Below are 20961 nucleotides of genomic sequence, written 5' to 3' on the forward strand. Positions count from 1 at the left end.
ACGTGGTCCGGTCAGAGGATTGTACTGAAAATGTTCCATCCGGAACCGACCTTGGAACGGGCCTTCCAGCCGCCGGCTCCGTTACCTGGATACAGCCAGAGCGCTCCGTCGGAGCTGCGCGCCATCACGTCGACATGCCCGTCTCCGTCGAAGTCACCGGGGACTAGGATGCTGGTGAATCCGTTCCACCCTGAACCGGCCTTCACACGAGTCTTCCACCCACCGGCTCCGTTGCCCGGGTAGAGCCAAAGGTATCCACTGGCGTCGCGTGCGAGGATGTCCACGTTGCCATCACCGCTGAAATCGCCCGGCCCGAGGATCGCAGTCATAGCGTTCCACCCGGTACCAACCTGCACCCGCGGAAGCCACCAGTGCCAGCCGTCACTGGGATAGAGATAGAGAGCGCCCTGCCGATCACGCGCCAGCACGTCAGCGTTGCCGTCACCATCGAAGTCTCCTGGTGCAATGATGCTGGTCATCGCATTCCAACCGGAGCCGACAGCGGCGGGCGGCTCCCAACCGCCTGCACCGTTTCCGGGATATACGTGCAGGCCGCCTTTGACATCCCGGCCGAGCACGTCCGCAAAGCCATCCCCATTGAAATCGCCGGGTGCAACGATGCTGGTGAGAACGTTCCAGCCGGAACCCACCTGCTTCCGGGGCTTCCATCCACCCAGTGGGTTTCCGGCATACAGCCACAGCCTTCCCGCGGAGTCACGCGCGAGCACGTCTGAATGGCCGTCGCCGGAAAACTCCTTCAGGGTGCCGGTAATGAAAGGTGTGGGCTTGGAAGATGTCGAGTATGGAAAGTATGCCGCCTTGGTGGCGGTTACTCTCACGGATATCGCGGCTCCGATGTCAACGCGCTGCAAGGTGTAGTCAGCGCTGATCGCCCCGGTGATGTCGGCCCCGTTACGCTGCCATTGGATCGAGAGAGTCGCTCCCGGCGTCCAGTCGCCAGTGATAGCCGAGAGGGTACTGCCGGCGCGAGGGGCTCCCGCGATGGTGGGAACGGGCGAGATAAATTCCCCGCGATGAATGCCTGTGTGAGCGGATGTCAGCGAGGTCGGCGGGAGACCTTCTTTGGTCGCAGTCACCGTGACGGTGAGGTACTTCATGTAGTCGGCAGCCGTCGTCGTAAATTTCTCTGCGGTGGCGCCGGCGATCGGGACGCCATTGCGGTTCCACTGATAAGTGAACGTTTCCGGTGCAGGGGACCATATCCCTGGTACGACGGTCAGTGTTTGATCAACCTTGGCAGTGCCCAGGATCGTCGGGACCGTTACCGAAAAGCCTTCCGGTTGCACTTGGCCCGTGCTGCTGGATTGCTGAACCGCGGTGACATATCCGGGTTTCGATCCCGTCACTCGGACACTGATGTTCGCGCCGATATCTGCTTCCACCGGAATGTAGGTAGATTCCGTCGCTCCCGGAATTTCTGCTCCGTTCCGCAACCACTGGTGAGCTCGTGTAACCGGTGCGGGCCCCCATTCCGGTCCAACCTCCGCAAGCGTGGAACCTACCTGCGGGATACCGGTGATTACGGGTCCCCGGTGGGTGAGCATTTGAGCGGGTCTTATCGGGCCAATCTGCTCAGTCGCGCGGGCAAGCAAGGTGCCGCTCTCGTCTCTGCCCGTGGCGAAGCCCTGAATAAATCTGTGCAAGTCCTCATCGGTCAGCGTGTAGCTGGCGCTGGCGGCGCCGTCTATGATGCGGCCGTCGCGTGTCCATGAGTAGGCGAGGTCGGCAGGGAGGGGGCTCCAGTCGCCCGGCTGTATGGTGAGCGTGGAATTCACTACGTGCCCGGCGTTCGATTCGAGCACCAGTGTCGGCGAGGTGAGAGCTTCCGACTCTACGGTCTCTTGCGGGACGGCAGGCTGGAAATCAGCGTCAGCCGGGAGACTGAGAAATTGGCTGGCGATCAGTGCCGCGACAACGGTGGCCGTAGCACGGACAAGACGGGGACGGCTCATTGGCTTCCTCGAAGTGAGACCCCCGGAAAACCGGGCAGTGGGACGCCCGGTTGCTTCCCCCGCGCGTAGTGTATATCGGCTGGGATCAGTGAGGGAATAGTTCGACGACGAGCGCTCGGCCCGCATGCTCGAATCGACAGGTGCCGCGCACGCCCCCGACTCACCTTAAGCTGGAACGCGTGATCAACGGGACAGTGCGCGCGCAGGTAGACAAAGCGTGGGTACCTCCAAATTTACATTCAGACCACGCGGTATAAGGAAGGCAATAACGTCGACCTGGAAACGATTCAGCCTTCGTCGACTTCGAGTTACCCTACATGCACAAATATCTACTCAGTAGGTTGCAGCAGTAGCGACAACATTCAGCGCGGCACGCCCGCCCACATTCCCGCAAAGAACTCGCCCAGCTCCGCCGTCGCCGTCAGAGGCAACACATTGGCCACGTACTGGTCGGGGCGGACAACGACGACGACGCCGCCACGGTCCAGCCCGCGCAGCTCGAAGATGTCCTCCGCCTGGTCGGTGCCGAAAACCTTCTCCAGGTAGTTCAGCTTGAACGGCCCGACTTCCGGCTTGAAGACCGCTGGCACGGCGTTGATGTCGATGCTCTGGTGGTCCTGCTGATAGATCACCTTGACGTCGAACCACGCGTCGAGGTCGGCTCCCTCGGGCGTTGGTGCGAGCGGTGACTCCGGTGAGTTCGTCAGCCACTCGGCGAAGTTGGTTACCTTCGATGGATTGCCCGGCAGTGGCTCGTCCGCGAAGACGTAGATCCGCCAACGACCGTCAGCCGTTGCATGGTGGCCGAGGTGAAGCGGGTTGGTGTCGCACACCCGGACTACCGGTGCAGATTTGAAGCGCTTGCCCACGGGGAAGCCGGTTGCCAGTTCCTGATGTATTGCCTCGGCAACGATCATCGACGGCGAGTACTCCGTCATGAATCCGGCGGGGAACTCCATGGTTCGGACGTAGAAGTTCTCGAGTTCGGTGGGGTCCTCGAACTCTTCGGGCTTCTTCGCCATGAGCGAGGACCACTGCTTGTCGAAGTCGATGAGGTTCTTCGCAACCACCTGGCGTTCCGCCGAGTAGGTGGACAGCAGACTTTCCTTGCTCCGGCCTTCCAGCACATGGCCGAGCTTCCAGGCGATGTTGAAGCCGTCCTGCATGGAGACGTTCATGCCCTGGCCGGCTTTGGCGCTGTGTGTGTGGCAGGCGTCTCCGGTGATGAAGACGCGCGGGGTGCGGGTTCCAATGTCCTCCGGAAGGACGTCGTCGAACCTGTCCGTGAGTCGGTGGCCAACCTCGTAAACACTGTTCCAGGCGACGTTGCGGACATCGAGCGTGTAAGGGTGCAGAATTGCGTTGGCCTTCTCGATGACCTCCTCGATGGTGGTGCTGCGGATGTCACCCTTGGTGTGCGCGTCCACCTCACCGAGGTCCACGTACATGCGGAACAGATGGCCCCCTTCGCGCGGAATGAGCAGGATGCTTCCGCCCGTACCGGATTGGATGGCGCACTTGAGCCGGATGTCCGGGAAGTCGGTGACGGCGAGGACATCCATGACGCCCCATGCGTGGTTCGCCGCATCACCGGCGAGCGTGCACCCAATCGCCTGGCGGACTTTGCTGCGTGCTCCGTCCGCCCCGATCACGTACTTGGCGCGGACCGTGCGCTCCTGCCCTTCGCGGGGCCCGGCGGTGTGAAGCAGGGTGACGGTCACGGGGTACTCTCCGCCTTCATCGACCTCAAGGCTTTGGAAATCGAGTCCATAGTCCGGGGTCATGCGGGTAGGTGCGTTTGCCATGAACTCAGCAAAGTAGTCCAGCACCCGCGCCTGGTTGACGATGAGGTGTGGAAACTCGCTGATGCCCGTCGGGTCATCGAGCGGGCGAGCCGTTCGGATGATGCGTGAAGGATCCGCCGGATCCGGCTTCCAGAACGCCATCTCGGTGATCCGGTACGCCTCGGCGATGATGCGCTCGGCGAACCCAAAGGCCTGGAAAGTCTCAACGCTACGGGCCTGGATACCGTCCGCCTGCCCAATTGCGAGCCTCCCTGGGCGGCGCTCCACCAAACGCGTGGTGATATTCGCGAACTGTGACAACTGCGCAGCGGCAAGCATGCCGGCCGGACCGCTGCCGACAATCAGGACATCGACCTCCTCCGGCAACTCCTCGGGCCGATCTACGCCGACGCCGGCTGCCGCCTGGACACGTGGATCACCGGAGACGTAGCCATGATGATGGAAGTGCACGCGCTGTCCTCACTCACTTCTTTGTGAAACTTTTGGGGATGCCCGTCACCGTGTTCACTATCTGAACAGCTATTTCTATAATCGAATGACGGTGCCAAAACTGTACGACGAACATGATGCACAGCACAACCGTTCCGAACACGTGAACGGGGGTTGACGTGCCGCACTTCACAAGACAGAGTTATCGTATACGATTTCGTACATCGAAACATTACCTGGATCTAATGAGGAGTACGCGGCATGACAACGGAGTCACAGACCACCGAAGCAAGCACCCAGCTCCTTGCCCGCACCCGCAAGGTCATCGCCGTCCACATCAACTACCCGAGCCGCGCCGCGCAGCGTGGGCGCACCCCCCAGAAGCCCTCCTACTTCCTCAAGCCGCCGTCGTCGCTCGCGGTGGGATCCTCCGAAGCGCCCGGTTCGGTCGAACGCCCGGCCGGCTGCGAACTGCTCGGTTATGAAGGGGAAATCGCCCTCATCATCGGCAAGCCGGCACGCCGGGTCGGCTTGGAGGACGCCTGGAGCCACGTGGAGTGGATCACCGCAAGCAATGACCTGGGCGTCTATGATCTCCGCTACGCAGACAAAGGCTCCAATCTCCGTTCCAAGGGCGGTGACGGATTCACCCCCGTCGGGCCGCAGCTCATCCCCGCGGGTGAGGTCGATCCCGCCGCAATGCGGGTGCGCACCTGGCACAACGGTGACCTGGTGCAGGATGACACCACCGAGGACCTCCTCTTCCCGTTTGCCCAGCTCGTTGCGGACCTCTCGCAGCTCCTCACTTTGGAGGAGGGCGACATAATCCTCACCGGCACGCCCGCCGGAGCGTCAGTCGCCCAGCCCGGTGACGTCGTCGAGATCGAGGTCACCGCCGGCAGCTACAGCAGCGGCAAGCTCACTACCCGAGTGGTGGAGGGAACCGCGCCGTTCGCGGACTTCGGCGCGCAGCCCAAGGCGGATGACGCCCAGCGTGAAGAGGCGTACGGATCACGCGAGGCCGCCGGTTTGGAACCGAGCAGGCAGGCACTGTCGCCGGAACTCAGGAAAAAACTCGAAAGCGTTGCCACCGCTACCCTGTCGTCCCAGCTGCGCAAGCGCGGTCTGAACAACGTCAGCATCGACGGTCTGCAGACCACGCGCCCGGACCGCCGGGTTGTGGGCCTGGCCCGCACTCTGCGTTTTGTGCCCAATCGTGAAGACCTCTTCAAAACCCATGGGGGCGGCTTCAATGCGCAGAAGCGCGCCATCGATTCAGTGAACGGCGGCGAGATCATCGTTATGGAGGCACGCGGCGAGAAGGGCACGGGAACAGTGGGTGACGTCCTGGCCCTGCGCGCCCAGGTACGCGGTGCGGCAGCCATCATCACGGACGGCGGCGTCCGGGACTTCTCGGCCGTCGCTGATCTTGATATGCCAACCTACTTCGCCAATCCCCACCCCGCGGTCTTAGGCCGCCGGCACATTCCGTGGGACACGGACATCACCATTGCATGCGGCGGAGCCACCGTGCAGCCCGGAGACATCATCGTGGCTGATTCCGACGGCATCATCGTAATCCCACCGGCCCTGGCCGAAGACCTCGTCGAGGACTGCATCCAGCAGGAAAAGGAAGAGACTTTCATCTTCGAGATGGTCAAGCAGGGCAACGGCGTTGACGGGCTTTTTCCGATGAACCCGGAGTGGAAAGCGAAATACCAGGAGTGGGCGGCCTCAGCTTCGGAAGGAGCATCAGGTGGTTGATATCGCCTTCGGGCCATCCGTCGTTGTACAGACCGCCGGTGACATCAAGCCCGGCAGCAAATCCGAGCAGGCATACATTTCAATCAAGGCTCGCATCGTCGAGGGGACCTTCTCCCCTGGATACCGGCTCGTATTGGCGAAGATCGCCGAGGACCTCGGCTTCAGCGTGGTGCCGGTGCGGGAAGCGATTCGGCGGCTGGAAGCCGAAGGGCTTGTGAAGTTCGAGCGCAACGTCGGCGCCACAGTCTCCGGGATCGACCCTACGGAGTACCTCTATACAATGCAGACGCTCAGCATTGTGGAGGGGGCGGCCACCGCGCTGTCCGCGCCGCTGATTGACTCCGCGGCGGTCGCGCGGGCGCGGGCCGTCAACAAGGAAATGCACGACTGCCTTGATCACTTCGACCCCGTGCGCTTCACAAGGCTCAACCAGGACTTTCACAGCGTTCTGTTTGAGCACTGCCCCAACCCGCACATCCTTGATCTGGTTCATCGGGGCTGGAATCGACTCGCAACGCTGCGGTCCTCAACGTTCCGGTTTGTCCCCGGACGCGCACGCGAATCGGTCAGCGAACACGAAGACCTGCTCCAACTCATCGAATCGGATGCCGACGCCGACGCCATTGAACGCGCGGCGCGAAGACACCGCTCTGCCACTCTCGACGCTTACCTCGCGCAAGCGCCCGCCACCACCCAGTAGATTCCAGCAGTCAGGAAGAGAACAATGACGTCCACCGTTTCTGAGACCCATTACGTGCCGAAGGACCTGCCCACGCACATCCAGCACTACATCAACGGCAACTTCGTCGACTCACTCAGTGGCAAGACCTTCGATGTCCTGGACCCGGTATCCAACAAAAACTACGCGACCGCAGCGGCGGGCCAGAAGGAAGACATCGACCTCGCGGTTTCCGCCGCACGTGATGCGTTCCTGAACGGTCCCTGGCCGAAGATGAAGCCCCGCGAACGGGCCCGCGTCCTGAACAAAATCGCTGACGCCGTGGAAGCGCAGGAAGCCCGCCTCGCCGAGCTCGAGACCTTCGATACCGGCCTTCCGATCACCCAGGCCAAGGGCCAGGCGCTGCGGGCAGCCGAGAACTTCCGCTTCTTCGCCGACCTCATCGTGGCCCAGTTCGACGACGCCATGAAGGTTCCCGGATCCCAGATCAACTACGTCAACCGGAAACCCATCGGCGTTGCTGGCCTGATCACCCCGTGGAATACACCGTTCATGCTCGAATCCTGGAAGCTGGCCCCCGCGCTGGCGACCGGCAACACCGTGGTACTCAAGCCGGCTGAGTTCACGCCCCTTTCCGCCTCCCTCTGGGCGCAGATCTTCAAGGACGCGGGGCTCCCCGACGGGGTCTTCAACCTGGTCAATGGGCTCGGCGAGGAAGCGGGCGACGCCCTGGTCAAGCACCCAGATGTTCCGCTGATTTCCTTCACCGGCGAGACCACCACCGGGCAAACGATCTTCCGCAATGCCTCGGCCAACCTTAAGGGCCTGTCGATGGAGCTCGGCGGAAAGTCACCGTGCGTGGTTTTCGCCGACGCGGACCTCGACGCCGCCATTGACTCCGCGCTCTTCGGCGTCTTCTCCCTCAACGGCGAGCGCTGCACCGCCGGATCCCGCATCCTCGTGGAACGCGCCATCTACGACGATTTCTGCGAGAGGTACGCGGCGCGCGCGAAGACCATCGTCGTCGGAGATCCGCATGACCCGAAGACGCAGGTCGGCGCGTTGGTCCACCCCGACCACTACGAGAAGGTGGCCTCCTACGTGGAGATCGGCAAATCCGAGGGCCGGCTCCTTGCCGGCGGCGGTCGTCCGGAAAATCTGCCCGAAGGCAACTACATCGCTCCGACTGTCTTTGCCGACGTCGCGCCTGAAGCACGGATCTTTCAGGAGGAAATCTTCGGCCCGGTTGTAGCAATCACCCCCTTCGAGAACGACGACGAAGCGCTGGTCCTCGCGAACAACACGAAGTACGGTCTGGCCGCCTATATCTGGACCCAGAACCTCACCCGCGCGCACAACTTCGCCCAGAACGTGGAGGCCGGCATGGTCTGGCTCAACAGCCATAATGTCCGTGACCTCCGCACGCCGTTCGGCGGGGTGAAAGCCTCCGGCCTGGGCCATGAGGGCGGCTACCGCTCCATCGATTTCTACACCGACCAGCAAGCCGTACACATCACCCTTGGCGCCGTCCACACCCCGAAGTTCGGCAGCGTCGAAGACTCCGCCGCCAACGAGGGCTAGTAACTTTCCTGCACTGCTCGAAGAAGAGAGAACATCATGACCAACTTCGTTCCCACGCCCGCCGCCCCGGCTCCGGACATTGTCCGCTGTGCCTACATGGAGATCGTGGTCACCGACCTGGCCAGGTCGCGCGAGTTCTACGTTGACGTCCTCGGCCTGCACGTCACCGAGGAAGACGACAACACCATCTACCTGCGACCCCTCGAAGAGTTCATCCACCACAACCTCGTGCTGCGCAAGGGACCGATTGCCGCCGTGGCCGCCTTCGCCTACCGCGTGAAGTCCCCCGCTGAGGTGGACGCTGCGGAAACGTACTACAAGGAGTTGGGTTGCCGCACCGAACGCCGCAAGGAAGGCTTCACCAAGGGCATCGGTGATTCCGTCCGAGTCGAGGATCCGCTGGGCTTCCCCTACGAGTTCTTCTACGATGTGGAGCACGTGGAGCGCCTGACCCAGCGTTATGATCTCTACTCCGCAGGTGAGCTTGTCCGTCTGGACCACTTTAACCAGGTGACCCCGGACGTGCCCCGCGGCCGCAAGTACCTCGAGGACCTCGGCTTCCGCGTCTCCGAGGACATTAAGGATTCCGACGGTGTCACCTACGCCGCGTGGATGCACCGCAAGCAGACCGTCCATGACACGGCGCTGACAGGCGGCAACGGACCACGCATGCATCACGTTGCCTTCGCGACCCACGAGAAGCACAACATCATCCAGATCTGCGACAAGATGGGCGCGCTGCGCATCAGTGACCGGATTGAGCGCGGCCCCGGCCGGCACGGCGTGTCCAACGCGTTTTACCTGTACATCCTGGACCCGGACGGCCACCGCATCGAGATCTACACCCAGGACTACTACACCGGGGATCCCGACAATCCCACCATCACCTGGGACGTGCATGACAACCAGCGCCGCGACTGGTGGGGCAATCCGGTTGTGCCGTCCTGGTATACGGAAGCCTCCCTGGTCCTGGACCTTGACGGTAACCCCCAGCCAGTGGTTGAGCGTGAGGAGAAGAGCGAGATGGCGGTCACCGTTGGCGCCGACGGCTTCTCCTACACCCGGAAGCAGGACGACGACGGCGCGGACAGCCAGCCGCAGGGGTTCAAGCTCGGGGCGCAGCTGTAATCATGCTGGATCACGCAACAATCGAGGCCATCGCCGACGAACTGGTGGAAGCCGGCCGCAGCCGCACCCCGGTTCCCCTGCTGACCGCACGCTACCCGGACATGACGGTGGAGGATTCCTACGCTGTCCAGCAATTGTGGCGGCGCCGCAACGAGGAAGCCGGGCGCAAACTCGTAGGCCGCAAGATCGGTCTCACGTCCAAAGCGATGCAGGCCGCTACCGGGATCACAGAGCCCGACTACGGCGCCATCTTCGATGACATGGTGCTGGAGACCGGGTGCTCGGTGGAGTGGGACAAGTACACCCATCCACGTGTTGAGGTGGAACTCGCGTTCGTGCTGAAGGACGGGCTGAAGGGCCCCGGCTGCACCATTTTCGACGTGCTCAATGCAACGGACTATGTGGTTCCGGCCCTCGAGATCCTGGACTCCCGGATAGAGATGGAGGGCCGGACCATCGTGGACACCATCTCCGACAACGCCGCGATGGGCGCGATGGTGGTGGGCGGCCGTCCGGTGAAACCCGACGCCGTCGACCTTCGCTGGGTTTCCGCCATCCTCTATAAGAACCAGACGGTGGAGGAAACCGGCGTAGCAGCCGGCGTTCTGGACCATCCTGCCGCGGGCGTCCACTGGCTGGCGAACAAGATCGCCGCCCACGGAGACAGTCTGTTAGCCGGAGACATCATTCTCGCCGGCTCCTTCACCCGTCCGCTCTGGGTTCATAAGGGCGATACCGTGCACGCCGACTACGGGCCACTTGGAGCTGTGACATGCCACTTCCACTAACCACCACTTTCCGCGACGTGATGGCTACGGCCGAGCGTCCGCTCGCCGGCATGTGGGTTTGTTCCGGTAGCCCGCTGATCGCCGAGCTGTGCGCGGGAGCGGGCCTCGACTGGATCCTGATTGACGCCGAGCACAGCCCGAACAGCCTGGAGACAATCCTCGCCCAGCTCCAGGCCATCCACGGCTACCCGGTGCACACCATGGTGCGGCCACCCGTGAATGACACTGTCCTGATCAAGCAATACCTGGACCTCGGCGTGCAAAACCTACTCATCCCGATGGTTCATTCGGCGGCCGAGGCCGAGGCCGCTGTGGCTGCCACCCGGTACCCGCCGGAGGGTGTGCGCGGCGTTGGCTCGGCACTGGCGCGGGCGGCCCGTTGGAACCGCGTTCCCGATTACCTTGCCCGGGCCGGGAAAACGGTCAGCGTGGCGGTTCAAATCGAGTCCGCAGCAGCTGTTGAAGCTGTGGAGGACATCCTGGCGGTGGAGGGCGTCGACGCGATCTTCATGGGTCCCGCCGACCTCGCCGCTTCCATGGGGCTGCTCGGCCAGCAGGAGCATCCGAAGGTGCGCGCCGCCGTCGAACGCTGTCTTGATGCGGCGAAGAAGGCCGGCAAGCCTGCCGGTGTGAACGCCTTCAATCCCGACACCGCTCGACACTACATGGACGCCGGCGCCGGTTTTATCCTGGTCGGCGCTGACGTCGCCCTGCTGGCAAGGGGATCTGAGGCCCTAGCTGCACAGTTTGTACCCGCTGCCGACGGCGATGGACCCACGGTGAGCTACTAACCCTCCGGCAGACTCCCGCCTTCGCCCTCCCGGGTCCATAGCTCGATGACAGCAGCGTGACCGCCGCGCTCTCCCTCGATATCGAGGGAGAGCATCGCGCCGGTGCCGTTCTCGATTCTTGCGAGTTCCTGCTCGCCGAGTAGAAGTCCACTTCCCTGGGAGCATCTAAGTGCCGCCTGTCCCGCCGCAGCGAAGATGAGGATCGTCGGCGCGTCCGTGACCAGGTGCTGCGCATTCGACAATTCGACCCAGGTGAGCCGGGAGTCTATGCGGCACTTCCGGTAAATCAGGTTGAAGTCGCGAATAGGGCCACCAACCAGCGCGCATTCAGTCCTGCCGGCGCCGTCGAACGTGAAGGCTTCGAAGGGACCCAGCGCTTCACTTGGCTGACCATCCACCGTCAGGTGCATCCCGGCACCTTCAAGCACCGTGATGACTCGCCAATAATCCGGAAAGGAGGAGAACGGCCCGTCGGTGGCGATGTCGGCTATGGAGAGCCGCCAGTCGTACCCTTCCACCGGGCCGGAGCGCGCCACCTCAGTAGTGAAGCCGGCGCCATTTTTCCACGGCATCCGAACATAGCTTTCCGCCGTATAGTGACGCATCGCTCAACCCTATCGGCTGACCGCTATCGGTCAGGGCTTCCACACCATGAGGACAACAGTGGTAAGGAGCAGGAGCGCGACCGTACCTGATCCGGCGGCAACCGCCGGGTAGGTGGCGCCGCGACCACCGTTCACGCTCATGGTGTGAGCTGCTTTCCGCAGACCGGGAACAACGAGGACAAGATTCAGCGCGAAGGCGATGACGTAGAGGATCAGTGACGCCATCACCCACGGGGTGGTGACGGAGAGGTCGTACTGCGGGTCCGCCATTCCCAGCACCCCGAAGCCGAAAAAGGCCACGGCTAGAGACAGGTAGGTGAAGAGCGCAGTCGATTTCGCGAGCGTCGTCACCTGGCTGGCCGCCCCAGTGCGGATGGTGCGCAGAGCGGTCATCGGGAGTATGGCCATCGGACCAATGATGAAAACGGCCGTAGCGACGTGGAGGATGTTCAGGATGGTGTCCATGGTGCTTCTTTCTCCTGTAAGTAGTGGCTGAGATGAGGTTGTCGAACTTAGGCCGCGATGAGCCGGGAATCGGTGAGGCGGCCGTCACGCATGCTGGCAACGGCGTCGGTGAGGGGCACGAACTCGGTGTCGTGAGTGACCATGACAGTGGCCACATTGAATTCACGCGTGATGCGGCACAGCAGCCGCACGATGGACTCCGAGCGCTCATTGTCCAGCGCTGCGGTAGGTTCATCGACGAGGAGCACTGTCGGCTGGCCCATCAGGGCGCGGGCTATGTTGACCCGCTGGCGTTGCCCTCCGGAGAGCTGGTGGGGGCGCCGTCCGCCGGAATCGGAGAGGCCAACGACGTCGAGCATCTCCATGGCGCGGGAGGTAGCGCGTTTGCCGGCGTTTCCACGGAGGTGCTCTCCGATCACCAACTGTTCGACGGCGGTCAGCGAGGGAAGCAGGTTCGGTTGCTGGAAGATGATGCCGATGTTTTCGCGGCGCAGCGTGGTTCGATGCTTGTCATCCAGGGCCGTAACGTCAGTCCCGTCGATGGTGATCAACCCGCTGGTCGGCCGGATCAAAGTTGCCGCCACGGCCAGGAGGCTGGACTTTCCTGAGCCGGATGGACCGACCAGCGATGTGACGGTGCCTGCCTCGGCGGTCAGGTTCACGCTGTCGAGCGCTTTGAGCGTTCCGTTCTCGCCGTCTGGGTATTCAAGGGTGACGCCCTGCATGGTGAGGGCTGGGCTGGGAGTGGTGTTCATGGCATGTCCTTCACTGAACTGATGAGTGGTACGAGCCGGTGCCGGCTGATTAGTTCCCGCCGAGCGCAATCAGCGGGTCGACCTTGGTCACCCGGCGCACGGCCAGCGCGGATCCGGCCAGTCCGAGCACGATGACGCCGGTGATGGGCAATACCGTTGTGGCTGCGGTGGTGAGGAAGGGCGCGGCCTGCGCGGCAAATAGTCCACCGATGACGCCGAGCCCACCGCCGAGCGCTGCACCCGCGAGCAGCACGAGGGCGGCTTGCGTCATGGCGTCCTTCAGCACATAGCCGTTAGAGCCGCCGAGCGCCTTGAGCACGGCGATGTCCCTGGTCCGCTGGACCGTCCACACCGTGAGGAAAGCAACGATCACGAGCGCGGAGATCCCATAGAGGAACCCTTGCATCATCGTCAGCGAGCCATTCTCCGAGGAGAACGCACCCAGTGCGGAGAAGCTGCCTGTCTTTGTCATACTGACCGTGTCTGCGGCGGCGTCAATCGCCGCGAGCGGAGTCGCCTGGGAAGCATCGTCGTCGTAATTTGCTGTGATCACAGTGCCGACGACGTCCGGATCCGACACGTGGGCAAGGTCCTGCCAGTCCGCAAGAGTGGTCCAGACCACGGGAGTATGGCTGTACCACTGGTCTTCGATGATCCCGGTGACGGTCAGCTCAGTGCCGCTGATGGCTGCCGTGTCGCCGACGGCAATATCGAGATCTTCGGCAACCTGTGCGCTGATGACTGCCTCGCCGCGCTCCAAGCCCGCGGGCGCGAGCTCTCCCTCGGGATCGGCAGCGAAAACTGCCACGTTGGCGGTCCCGCCGGACTCCAGCCGGGTCTGCGTGATGCCAAGCGGTTCTGCATGGCTCACTCCATCAGCCTGCACCCATGCGTTCACCTGCTCAGAGGTGACCTGTGATTCGGTGTAGGAAGCCTTGGGTTCGTTACCGGACGGGGCGCCGAACGCGATGGTCGTAGCGTTCAGCTGCTCAATGCCCGACGTCGACTGGTTGGCCAGCCCCGCCGTGAGACCGGAGAGCATCACCAGCAACAGGCTGATCAGCGCCACCACCGATCCCATCAGGGCGAACCTGCCCTTGGCAAAGCGGATATCCCGCAGAGCTAGATACATCCCGTATCACTTCTTCCGATCTGGTTTCGAGTTGCAGTTTCGGCATTTGTTGCCTCTTCAACTCTCGGCCAGTTCGGGTGTGCTTACATCGGGAGGCCGGTTGATTCGCGGCTTGTCCGTCGGTTGATGTGCAGATCAACCGAATGGTTGATGCCTGCCCGATCGGCAGCGCTATCCGGACAGGTGGCTCGGAAGGCTGCTCCCCGGCGCCCGGCCCCGGATTTCGAGCAGTTCACGGGCGTGTGCAGCGAGTCGCTTGTCCTCGTCCGAGACCGGAATCCATTGCCGAACGGGGACGGCGGTGCCCGTGTCATCCCTGGCCACCATTACCGTGAGGCAGTATGTGGTCAGCTGCATGTCCCGTCCCGTGGGTTTGCCGGAGCGGACGTGCACCGCAATGTGCATGCCCTTGTTTCCCGTGTACACGAGGCGTGCTTCCACCTCGACCAGGTCTCCAATCAACAGCGGCCGGTAGAATCGCACGCCGCCGGAGAAGACCGCCACCGTGTCCTGGCCGCAGTAGCGCGTGGCGCAGACGTAGGCCGCTTCGTCGATCCAGTCCATGACGGTTCCGCCGTGAACCTTGCCGCCCCAGTTCACGTCCGTCGGCGCCGCAAGGAAGCGCAGCGTGACGCGCTCGGCGGTTCCGGCGCCGGTATATTGCTGCCCGCTCATGGCGGCGACGATCGAATCCCGTACTTCTATCCGGGCAACCGCCTGGTCACGAAGCTCTGTTTCCGCAGCTGTTACGGGCACGAACTGTGGCACCGGTACAGGCTTGCCGTCCGGCCCCACGGCAACAAGAATCACGAGGCACTGGCTGCGCATCGTTGCCGCGCCGCCCTTGACCTCGCCCGAGGAGACGACGGTCCGGATGTGCAGCGAGGACCTACCGGTGTAGACGATTGTCGCTTCGACCTCGACCATGTCGCCGATGTTCACCGGGTCCGCGAAGTGGATGTTCCCCACGTACGCCGTCACGCAGTAGCTCTTGGCCCAGCCGACGGCCGCGGCATAGGCCGCTTTGTCCACCCACTCCAGCACAGTGCCTGCGTCCACGGAGCCGCTGTGCCCGAGGTCCGTCGGTGCGGCCAGGAACCGCAGCGTCACTGAATGCGGGTTGGGGCGGGCGGTCGCGTCGACGCGTCCTTGCGTCTCGTTGTCCATGGTTGTTCACGCTAGCTGAACCCGGAACTTTTGCGCATTTATGGCGACTTCACGACGCCCTCGACCCACCGGACCTGCACAAAACTTCCGGGTGGAGAAGGGCGGAAACTCCAACGCAATTCTCAGGTTACGGGTGTAGCGTGGCGCGCAGGACCGCATCCCAGAACCACCACCAGAACGAGGAAGTTCGCAATGACTCGTACAGGGCGAAAATCATGGCGTCAGTGGACGCCGGCAGTCGTTGCCGCCGGGGCGGTGGGCGCCGCAGCGCTCGTGGCCCCCTTCACCGCCAACGCGGCGGTTGATCTTCCTGACAAGACCGCCGCTGAAGTCCTCGCGCTGGTTCAGGAGAAAGACGCTGACGCCTTCTCCGGCACCGTGGAACAAAGCTCAAACCTCGGCCTTCCGGACCTCTCCGCTCTCGGCGCGATGAGTCCTGGCGGCGGGACAACAGGCGGAACAACTAACGACGACGGCGGCGAACCCTCCCCGGCCAGCGCCGCCATGGGGCTCATCACCGGATCCCACACCGCCCAGGTTTTCGTCAATGGTCCTGATCAGGCCCGCCTTCAGGTGCTCGATCCGCTTGAAGAACGCAACGTCGTCCGCAACGGAGATGACCTCTGGTACTACGACTCGGATGAGAACGAGGCCATTCACGCGACGCTTGATGACCATGAAAAGCCCGACGGCGCCACGTCCGCCCCGAACGACGTCGCCGCCCACTTCCTCGAGAAGATCGACCCGTCCACCGAGGTCACCGTCGGCTCGGACCGCATGGTCGCCGGGCGTGCCGTCTACGATCTCGTGCTGACTCCGCGCTCCACCGAGACCCTCGTGGGTTCGGTCAGCATCGCAGTCGACGGCGAAACCGGCCTTGCCCTCGGGGTCACCGTCGCTGCCGCCGGCTCCACCGACCCGGCGTACAGCTCCACGTTCACCGAAATCAGCTACGAGGAACCGTCAGCAGAACTGTTCGCCTTCACCCCGCCGGAAGGCGCAACGGTGACCGAGGTGGATCCAGGCGATCACAAAGCCGAGCACCAGCGCGAGCACGCTGACAAGGAAGCTGCAGAAAAGCCGACAGTGGTAGGCGAAGGATGGGACGCCGTCGTCGTTGTTCCTGCCGGTCAGCAGGAGATTCCAGCGGAACTGATGCAGCTCAGCACAGCAGTCGACGGCGGTCAGCTCCTGTCCACCGCGCTGGTGAACGTCCTCATCACTGACGACGGCCGCATCCTCGCCGGCTCCGTCACCGTTGAACGCCTGCAGGCAGTAGCTTCCGGACAGTGAGCGGGGCCGCCGACCTCGTCATCGAGACAGCAGGCCTGACCAAGCGGTTGGGCGGCCGGGACGTGGTCAACGGCATCGATCTCGCGGTGCCGCGCGGATCAGTGTTCGGTTTCCTCGGCCCCAACGGTTCCGGAAAGACCACCACTATTCGGATTCTGCTCGGTCTCGCGTCAGCAACGTCCGGCGATGTCCGGGTGCTTGGGCAACCCATTCCGCGAGCGCTGCAGGAGGTACTCCCCCGGGTCGGCGCGCTCGTGGAGGGCCCGGGTTTCTACCCCTTCCTCTCCGGTACCGCGAACCTCCTCCGCCTCGACGCCGCTGACCGCTACGTCTCCCCCTCCACACGCCGGCAACGTGTTGAGACCGCACTCGAACGGGTGGGGCTTTCGCAGGCCGCCGGCAAAAAGGTAGGCCGCTACTCGCTCGGGATGAAGCAGCGTCTCGGCATCGCCAACGCGCTCCTCACGCACCGCGACCTGATCGTCCTCGACGAGCCCACCAACGGCCTCGACCCGCAGGGCACGCGCGAAGTCCGGCACCTCGTGCGCTCCCTCACCGAGGAAGGCACCACCGTTTTCGTGTCCAGCCACCTGCTGACGGAGGTCGAGCAGATCTGCTCCCACGCCGCGGTGCTCAGCGCCGGCTCGCTCGTGGCGCAGGGCAGCCTCGATGAACTGCGCCGCTCCGGTGAGCCGCGCATCCGTGTGAACACCCCCGATGTGACCCAGACTTCCGCTGTGCTCCGCCGGTTGGGAACAACACCCGACGACGACGGCGCCACCCCGAACGCGCATAGCGTCACCGCGCTGCTTCCCGCAGGGCTGGCACCGGACCGGGTGGTGCGCGAGCTGGTCGAGGCGGATGTGCGGGTGAACGGCTTCAGCGTTGATCAGGCTGGGCTCGAGGATCTGTTTGTTGCGCTCACCGGGGAGGGGTTCGACGTTGTCCAGTAGTACAGCTGTTTCAGCGCCTCGCAAGAGTGCCGGAGGCCGCTTCCTGGCGTCCGAACTGTCCGTTTTGTTCCGCCGCCGCCGCACCTGGGCGCTGCTGGCTGCACTCGCAGCCATACCGGTGCTCATCGCCGTTGCCGTGAGGTTGTCCTCCGGTCCGTCACCCGGGCGAGGGCCCGCATTCCTCGACCAGGTGAGCCAGAACGGGCTCTTCGTTGCCGTCGTCGCGACCATCGTTGCGATCCCGCTGTTCCTGCCGCTGACCGTCGGGGTCGTCGCCGGTGACACAGTCGCGGGCGAGGCGAGCACAGGCACCCTGCGGTACCTGCTCATGTCTCCCGTGGCGCGGGGGCGGCTGTTGGCCGTGAAGTATGTGGGCGCCGTCGTCTTCTGTCTGGCGGCGACCTTCACGGTAGCGATAGTCGGCACCCTCATGGGAGCGCTGCTGTTTCCGATTGGGCCGGTGACCCTGCTCTCCGGCACCAGCATCGGCGTGCCGGAAGCGCTGCTGCGCATTGCGCTGGTGTGCCTCTACGTGACGCTGTCGCTGCTCGGACTGTGCGCCGTAGGGCTCTTCATGTCCACGCTCACCGACGTTCCGGTGGGTGCGATGGCGGCGACCGTGGTGGCCTCAGTGGTCAGCCAGGTGATGGGGCAGCTTCCACAGCTCGAGTGGATCCACCCGTGGCTGTTGACGCAATATTGGCTGGGGTTCGCGGACCTGCTGAGGGACCCGATTGTGTGGGACTCGTTCGCGGCGAATGCCCTGCTTCAGATTGGTTACGTGGTGGTGTTTGGCGCCCTGGCCTACGGCCGGTTCAGCACCAAGGACGTGCTGGCCTGAGCGTCAGTTCGCATTACTGCCGACCGGCCCGCCAAGCCTCTATCTCCGCGAGAAGCTGCCGGCGGCGTGTGTCCGTGATGAACGCGGAACGAACGGAATTTGCGGCAAGCTGCGCGAGCTGGTCGTCGTCGAAACTGAAGACTGACTGCAGCTGGATGAAGTTGTTGTCCACATATCCGCCGAAGTACGCCGGATCATCCGAGTTCACCGAGACGTTCAGCCCCCGCTCAAGCATGCGGGGCAGCGGGTGATCGGCGAGGGTATCGACAGCGCGCAGACGCACGTTCGACAGCGGGCAGACGGTCAGCGGTGTCTGCTCGGCGGCAAGCCTCTGCACCAGTTCCTCGTCCTCCATGCACCGGATGCCGTGATCGATCCGCGCCACCTTCAACAGATCGAGCGCCTCCCGGATGTACTCCGGCGGTCCTTCCTCTCCCGCGTGCGCGATGCACTTCAGCCCCGCCTCATGTGCCCGCTCATAGAGGGCAACGAAGTCGCGCGGAGGATGCCCCACCTCCGCGGAATCCAGCCCGATCCCGATGATCGGAGCCTCCATCGCCAGCAACTGTTCGAGCACGGCGAGCGCTTCCTCGGCGGGCTCATCACGAAGGAACGCAGCGATGAGTTCAGTACTGATGCCGAACTCTTCCTCGCTGCCCGCAAGCGCCGACGCGACACCGTTGACGCAGGTGGCCAGCGAAATACCGCGGGACAGGTGCGCCTGCGGATCCATCATGATTTCGGCGTGCCGAACGCCCGCTGCCTGAGCGCGGGCGAGGTACGCCCGCGTCATGTCCGCGAAGTCCTGCTCCGTCTGCAGGACAGCCATGTTGCCATAGTAAAGGTTGAGGAAGGACTGCAGATCCGCAAACTGGTACTGGCTGCGCAGCTCCTCAACATCCGCATAGGGCAGCTCAATACCGTTGCGCCCGGCGAGTGCGAAGATCAACTCCGGCTCGAGCGTCCCTTCAATGTGCAGATGCAATTCGGCCGTGGGCAGCACAGACATGACAGCTCTCTTTCCGGTGTGTAGGAGGATACTCAAGCATCCATGTGCCGGAGTACGGCTACGCTAGCGCGCCCCCCGCAAGGGTGAAAGGATCGCCCTCATGACGGACAACACCACTGACGGTACCCAAGCGCACGACGACGACCGCCGCGAGGCGGTCCTGGAACCTGATCCGCGCGCAGGAGACGCTGAAAACATCCGCGAAGAGCAGGGAACGCACGCGGCCGGCGCTGTCCCTGCGGCCTTCGTCGGCGGCGACCAACCCGGAGACAAACCGGAAGAAGCCGCCGACAATTCAGGCCACTGGGACGAAATGGGCCGGGAGAACCCGGCCCGCGAGCCCGGCGACGAGGAAAGCTAGAGCCTGAGGAGAGCTAGACCAGCGCGCCGTCCAGGACGGTCACTTCCACGTCCTTTGAGCGGTGGTCGTAGCGGAAGGTGACCACACCGCCGTCGTGCTGCAGTACGTGGTTTGCTCCATTGCTGATGCCGAACGCACCGTAGTTCTCTTCCCAGGAGCGGTCGATGGCGACCTTGAACTCGTAAGTGCCAGCGGGCAGCTGCGCGGTCAGTTCCCAGCTCTGGGATACGGGGCTGTACGCCATCTGCACCTGGTCGGCTGCGGGTGCCCAGTCCTCGGCACCCAGTCGGTGGCCGAAGTTACCGGCGAGCGCCACGGCGCCTGGCGCGGCTGCATAGCGGGAGCCCTCTTCGGTGATGGTCCATCCGGTGCGGCCCTTCAGGATCAGGCCTTCCTTGACCAGCGTGGCTGTCGCTGCGGACAGACGCTTCACGCCGCGTGCAACGCCGCCGCTGAGGACTTCGCTTTCCCACGGGCTGAGCGGCATCCGGGCAACCGCGGCTGCCAGCACATCGCTACCCTTCACCGGGGTGCCGGGCTCTTCCGCCAGGACCTGGACGATGGCCTTCAGGCGGGCTGCTGTGTTGTCTTGGGCACTCATGTGTGGACCTCTCAAATTTGCTGTACTTCCGAGAAAATTTTGACAGCCGATTGCTCCCGAACCGGGGAGCCCGGGCACCCTGCGGCATGTCGTGTCGGAATGTGACCCAGCATTGGGAGAGTAATTCCGCTGGATGAAAAGAAAGTTTCATCGAAACTATGGCCCAAGTCACATTTGACTGCTAACGTCGTACAACGAAGCCAACGGCGGGCTCCAATCGGAGCTATCTACCAGGTGGACCTGCAAATCCCCATACCCCGCAGCAGTCTGGTCGCAGAACACGCTGAATCGTTGGCGCCCGTGGACTCGAGTGATTGCTGCCCCACGTTCGGGAGAATCACCGTGACTACCACCACCAAAGAAGAGCAGTTCCTCTCCAGGGCAATTTCCCTGGCCACTGATAACGTCCACAACTCCGGCGGCCCGTTCGGTGCGCTCATCGTGACGCTCGACGGTCGGGCCTTCGAAGGAGCCAACCGGGTTACCGCCACCAACGATCCAACGGCGCACGCGGAAGTGATGGCTATCCGCAACGCCTGCACAGCGCTGGAAACCTTCGACCTATCCGGCAGCACCCTCTACACAAGCTGCGAACCGTGCCCGCTCTGCCTTTCGGCCGCGCTGTGGGCCCGGGTGGACGCCGTCGTCTTCGCTGCAGACCGGAACGACGCCGCGCAGGCCGGGTTTGACGACGCCGTCTTCTACGACTTCTTCGCCACCCCTGTGGAGGACCGGATCATGCCGGTGCGCCACTACGAACTCACGCCCTCGGCGGAAGTAACTGCCCTGGCACCCTTCGAAGCGTGGAGCAACCTCGTTGCCCGCGTGGATTACTAAGGAG

Annotated in this window: 20 protein-coding genes; 11 read left to right on the plus strand and 9 right to left on the minus strand. The window is 63.5% G+C overall.

All coding sequences use genetic code 11. The features are described from left to right. Positions 1–11 precede the first annotated feature (11 nt). Together AC1MBU_RS01170 and AC1MBU_RS01175 are read right to left on the minus strand one after the other, a co-directional pair. Positions 12–1973 (minus strand): FG-GAP-like repeat-containing protein, encoded by a 1962-nt coding sequence (locus tag AC1MBU_RS01170; RefSeq protein ID WP_479788231.1) that lies wholly within the window; start codon positions 1971–1973, stop codon positions 12–14. A gap of 362 nt (positions 1974–2335) precedes the next feature. Next, a complete protein-coding gene (locus AC1MBU_RS01175; RefSeq protein ID WP_479788232.1) occupies positions 2336–4228 on the minus strand; it encodes an FAD-binding monooxygenase in 1893 nt (630 codons plus the stop codon). Positions 4229–4468: 240 nt separating this feature from the next. Here AC1MBU_RS01175 and AC1MBU_RS01180 point away from each other — a divergent pair, with 240 nt between their 5' ends. Genes AC1MBU_RS01180 through AC1MBU_RS01205 form a run of 6 tightly spaced genes read left to right on the plus strand, consistent with a single transcriptional unit; the run spans position 4469 to position 10938 of the window. After that, complete coding sequence (locus AC1MBU_RS01180; RefSeq protein ID WP_277357518.1) at positions 4469–5971, plus strand: fumarylacetoacetate hydrolase family protein; 1503 nt, start codon at positions 4469–4471, stop codon at positions 5969–5971. A 1-nt stretch (position 5972) separates the two neighbouring features. Next, positions 5973–6671 (plus strand): GntR family transcriptional regulator, encoded by a 699-nt coding sequence (locus tag AC1MBU_RS01185; RefSeq protein ID WP_479789822.1) that lies wholly within the window; start codon positions 5973–5975, stop codon positions 6669–6671. Between the two features lie 24 nt (positions 6672–6695). Then, the gene (gene hpaE, locus AC1MBU_RS01190) at positions 6696–8231 is read left to right on the plus strand and encodes a 5-carboxymethyl-2-hydroxymuconate semialdehyde dehydrogenase (protein ID WP_277357519.1); all 1536 of its coding nucleotides are present in this window, start codon (positions 6696–6698) and stop codon (positions 8229–8231) included. 36 nt (positions 8232–8267) lie between these two features. Further along, on the plus strand, positions 8268–9359 hold the full coding sequence (hpaD, locus tag AC1MBU_RS01195; RefSeq protein ID WP_056545274.1) for a 3,4-dihydroxyphenylacetate 2,3-dioxygenase: 1092 nt from the start codon (positions 8268–8270) through the stop codon (positions 9357–9359). A 2-nt stretch (positions 9360–9361) separates the two neighbouring features. Continuing rightward, positions 9362–10147, plus strand: coding sequence for a 2-oxo-hept-4-ene-1,7-dioate hydratase (gene hpaH / locus AC1MBU_RS01200; RefSeq protein ID WP_277357520.1), 786 nt, complete (start codon positions 9362–9364; stop codon positions 10145–10147). Continuing rightward, a complete protein-coding gene (locus AC1MBU_RS01205) occupies positions 10132–10938 on the plus strand; it encodes an HpcH/HpaI aldolase family protein (RefSeq protein WP_479788233.1) in 807 nt (268 codons plus the stop codon). The genes hpaH and AC1MBU_RS01205 overlap by 16 nt, the downstream gene beginning before the upstream one ends. Here the strand turns inward: AC1MBU_RS01205 and AC1MBU_RS01210 are convergent. The 5 genes from AC1MBU_RS01210 to AC1MBU_RS01230 form a co-directional block, all read right to left on the minus strand. Next, positions 10935–11510, minus strand: a complete 576-nt coding sequence (locus AC1MBU_RS01210) for a HutD/Ves family protein (RefSeq protein WP_471672436.1) — start codon at positions 11508–11510, stop codon at positions 10935–10937. The two genes, AC1MBU_RS01205 and AC1MBU_RS01210, sit on opposite strands and share 4 nt — an antisense overlap. A 63-nt stretch (positions 11511–11573) precedes the next feature. Then, complete coding sequence (locus AC1MBU_RS01215) at positions 11574–12008, minus strand: DUF2269 family protein (RefSeq protein WP_479788234.1); 435 nt, start codon at positions 12006–12008, stop codon at positions 11574–11576. 47 nt (positions 12009–12055) lie between these two features. Next, positions 12056–12763, minus strand: coding sequence for an ABC transporter ATP-binding protein (locus AC1MBU_RS01220; protein ID WP_471672437.1), 708 nt, complete (start codon positions 12761–12763; stop codon positions 12056–12058). Positions 12764–12812: 49 nt separating this feature from the next. Beyond that, a complete protein-coding gene (locus AC1MBU_RS01225) occupies positions 12813–13895 on the minus strand; it encodes an ABC transporter permease (RefSeq protein WP_277357525.1) in 1083 nt (360 codons plus the stop codon). Positions 13896–14066: 171 nt separating this feature from the next. Beyond that, positions 14067–15062 (minus strand): acyl-CoA thioesterase, encoded by a 996-nt coding sequence (locus tag AC1MBU_RS01230; RefSeq protein WP_479788235.1) that lies wholly within the window; start codon positions 15060–15062, stop codon positions 14067–14069. 192 nt (positions 15063–15254) lie between these two features. On the opposite strand from AC1MBU_RS01230, the gene AC1MBU_RS01235 reads away from it, so the two are divergent. The 3 genes from AC1MBU_RS01235 to AC1MBU_RS01245 are packed head-to-tail and all read left to right on the plus strand — an operon-like array spanning position 15255 to position 18149. After that, positions 15255–16355 carry a LolA family protein gene (locus tag AC1MBU_RS01235; RefSeq protein WP_479788236.1) on the plus strand — a complete coding sequence of 367 codons (1101 nt, stop codon included), beginning with the start codon at positions 15255–15257 and terminating at the stop codon, positions 16353–16355. Continuing rightward, entirely contained in the window at positions 16352–17308 is a 957-nt protein-coding gene (locus AC1MBU_RS01240; protein WP_479788237.1) for an ABC transporter ATP-binding protein, read from the plus strand. Before AC1MBU_RS01235 ends, AC1MBU_RS01240 begins: the two co-directional genes overlap by 4 nt. Further along, complete coding sequence (locus AC1MBU_RS01245) at positions 17298–18149, plus strand: ABC transporter permease (protein ID WP_471672442.1); 852 nt, start codon at positions 17298–17300, stop codon at positions 18147–18149. The genes AC1MBU_RS01240 and AC1MBU_RS01245 overlap by 11 nt, the downstream gene beginning before the upstream one ends. A 13-nt stretch (positions 18150–18162) precedes the next feature. On the opposite strand, the gene AC1MBU_RS01250 is transcribed toward AC1MBU_RS01245, so the two are convergent. Then, on the minus strand, positions 18163–19158 hold the full coding sequence (locus AC1MBU_RS01250; protein ID WP_479788238.1) for an adenosine deaminase: 996 nt from the start codon (positions 19156–19158) through the stop codon (positions 18163–18165). 100 nt (positions 19159–19258) lie between these two features. Here AC1MBU_RS01250 and AC1MBU_RS01255 point away from each other — a divergent pair, with 100 nt between their 5' ends. After that, complete coding sequence (locus AC1MBU_RS01255) at positions 19259–19519, plus strand: hypothetical protein (RefSeq protein WP_277357531.1); 261 nt, start codon at positions 19259–19261, stop codon at positions 19517–19519. 13 nt (positions 19520–19532) lie between these two features. Here AC1MBU_RS01255 and AC1MBU_RS01260 read toward each other — a convergent pair whose 3' ends face one another. Further along, positions 19533–20120 carry a pullulanase X25 domain-containing protein gene (locus AC1MBU_RS01260; RefSeq protein ID WP_479788239.1) on the minus strand — a complete coding sequence of 196 codons (588 nt, stop codon included), beginning with the start codon at positions 20118–20120 and terminating at the stop codon, positions 19533–19535. Positions 20121–20462: 342 nt separating this feature from the next. On the opposite strand from AC1MBU_RS01260, the gene AC1MBU_RS01265 reads away from it, so the two are divergent. Next, the gene (locus AC1MBU_RS01265; protein WP_346027697.1) at positions 20463–20957 is read left to right on the plus strand and encodes a nucleoside deaminase; all 495 of its coding nucleotides are present in this window, start codon (positions 20463–20465) and stop codon (positions 20955–20957) included. Positions 20958–20961 lie beyond the last annotated feature (4 nt).

It is taken from the genome of Arthrobacter sp. PTI12, assembly GCF_056679915.1.

Excerpts from the sequence above, each read along its gene's own strand:
- hpaD (WP_056545274.1), top strand. The coding sequence starts at position 8,268 with ATGACCAACTTCGTTCCCACGCCCGCCGCCCCGGCTCCGGACATTGTC.
- AC1MBU_RS01225 (WP_277357525.1), bottom strand. The coding sequence starts at position 13,895 with ATGTATCTAGCTCTGCGGGATATCCGCTTTGCCAAGGGCAGGTTCGCC.
- AC1MBU_RS01250 (WP_479788238.1), bottom strand. The coding sequence starts at position 19,158 with ATGTCTGTGCTGCCCACGGCCGAATTGCATCTGCACATTGAAGGGACG.
- AC1MBU_RS01235 (WP_479788236.1), top strand. The coding sequence starts at position 15,255 with ATGACTCGTACAGGGCGAAAATCATGGCGTCAGTGGACGCCGGCAGTC.
- AC1MBU_RS01260 (WP_479788239.1), bottom strand. The coding sequence starts at position 20,120 with ATGAGTGCCCAAGACAACACAGCAGCCCGCCTGAAGGCCATCGTCCAG.
- AC1MBU_RS01215 (WP_479788234.1), bottom strand. The coding sequence starts at position 12,008 with ATGGACACCATCCTGAACATCCTCCACGTCGCTACGGCCGTTTTCATC.
- hpaH (WP_277357520.1), top strand. The coding sequence starts at position 9,362 with ATGCTGGATCACGCAACAATCGAGGCCATCGCCGACGAACTGGTGGAA.
- hpaE (WP_277357519.1), top strand. The coding sequence starts at position 6,696 with ATGACGTCCACCGTTTCTGAGACCCATTACGTGCCGAAGGACCTGCCC.
- AC1MBU_RS01255 (WP_277357531.1), top strand. The coding sequence starts at position 19,259 with ATGACGGACAACACCACTGACGGTACCCAAGCGCACGACGACGACCGC.
- AC1MBU_RS01230 (WP_479788235.1), bottom strand. The coding sequence starts at position 15,062 with ATGGACAACGAGACGCAAGGACGCGTCGACGCGACCGCCCGCCCCAAC.
- AC1MBU_RS01170 (WP_479788231.1), bottom strand. The coding sequence starts at position 1,973 with ATGAGCCGTCCCCGTCTTGTCCGTGCTACGGCCACCGTTGTCGCGGCA.
- AC1MBU_RS01220 (WP_471672437.1), bottom strand. The coding sequence starts at position 12,763 with ATGAACACCACTCCCAGCCCAGCCCTCACCATGCAGGGCGTCACCCTT.
- AC1MBU_RS01210 (WP_471672436.1), bottom strand. The coding sequence starts at position 11,510 with ATGCCGTGGAAAAATGGCGCCGGCTTCACTACTGAGGTGGCGCGCTCC.
- AC1MBU_RS01180 (WP_277357518.1), top strand. The coding sequence starts at position 4,469 with ATGACAACGGAGTCACAGACCACCGAAGCAAGCACCCAGCTCCTTGCC.
- AC1MBU_RS01205 (WP_479788233.1), top strand. The coding sequence starts at position 10,132 with ATGCCACTTCCACTAACCACCACTTTCCGCGACGTGATGGCTACGGCC.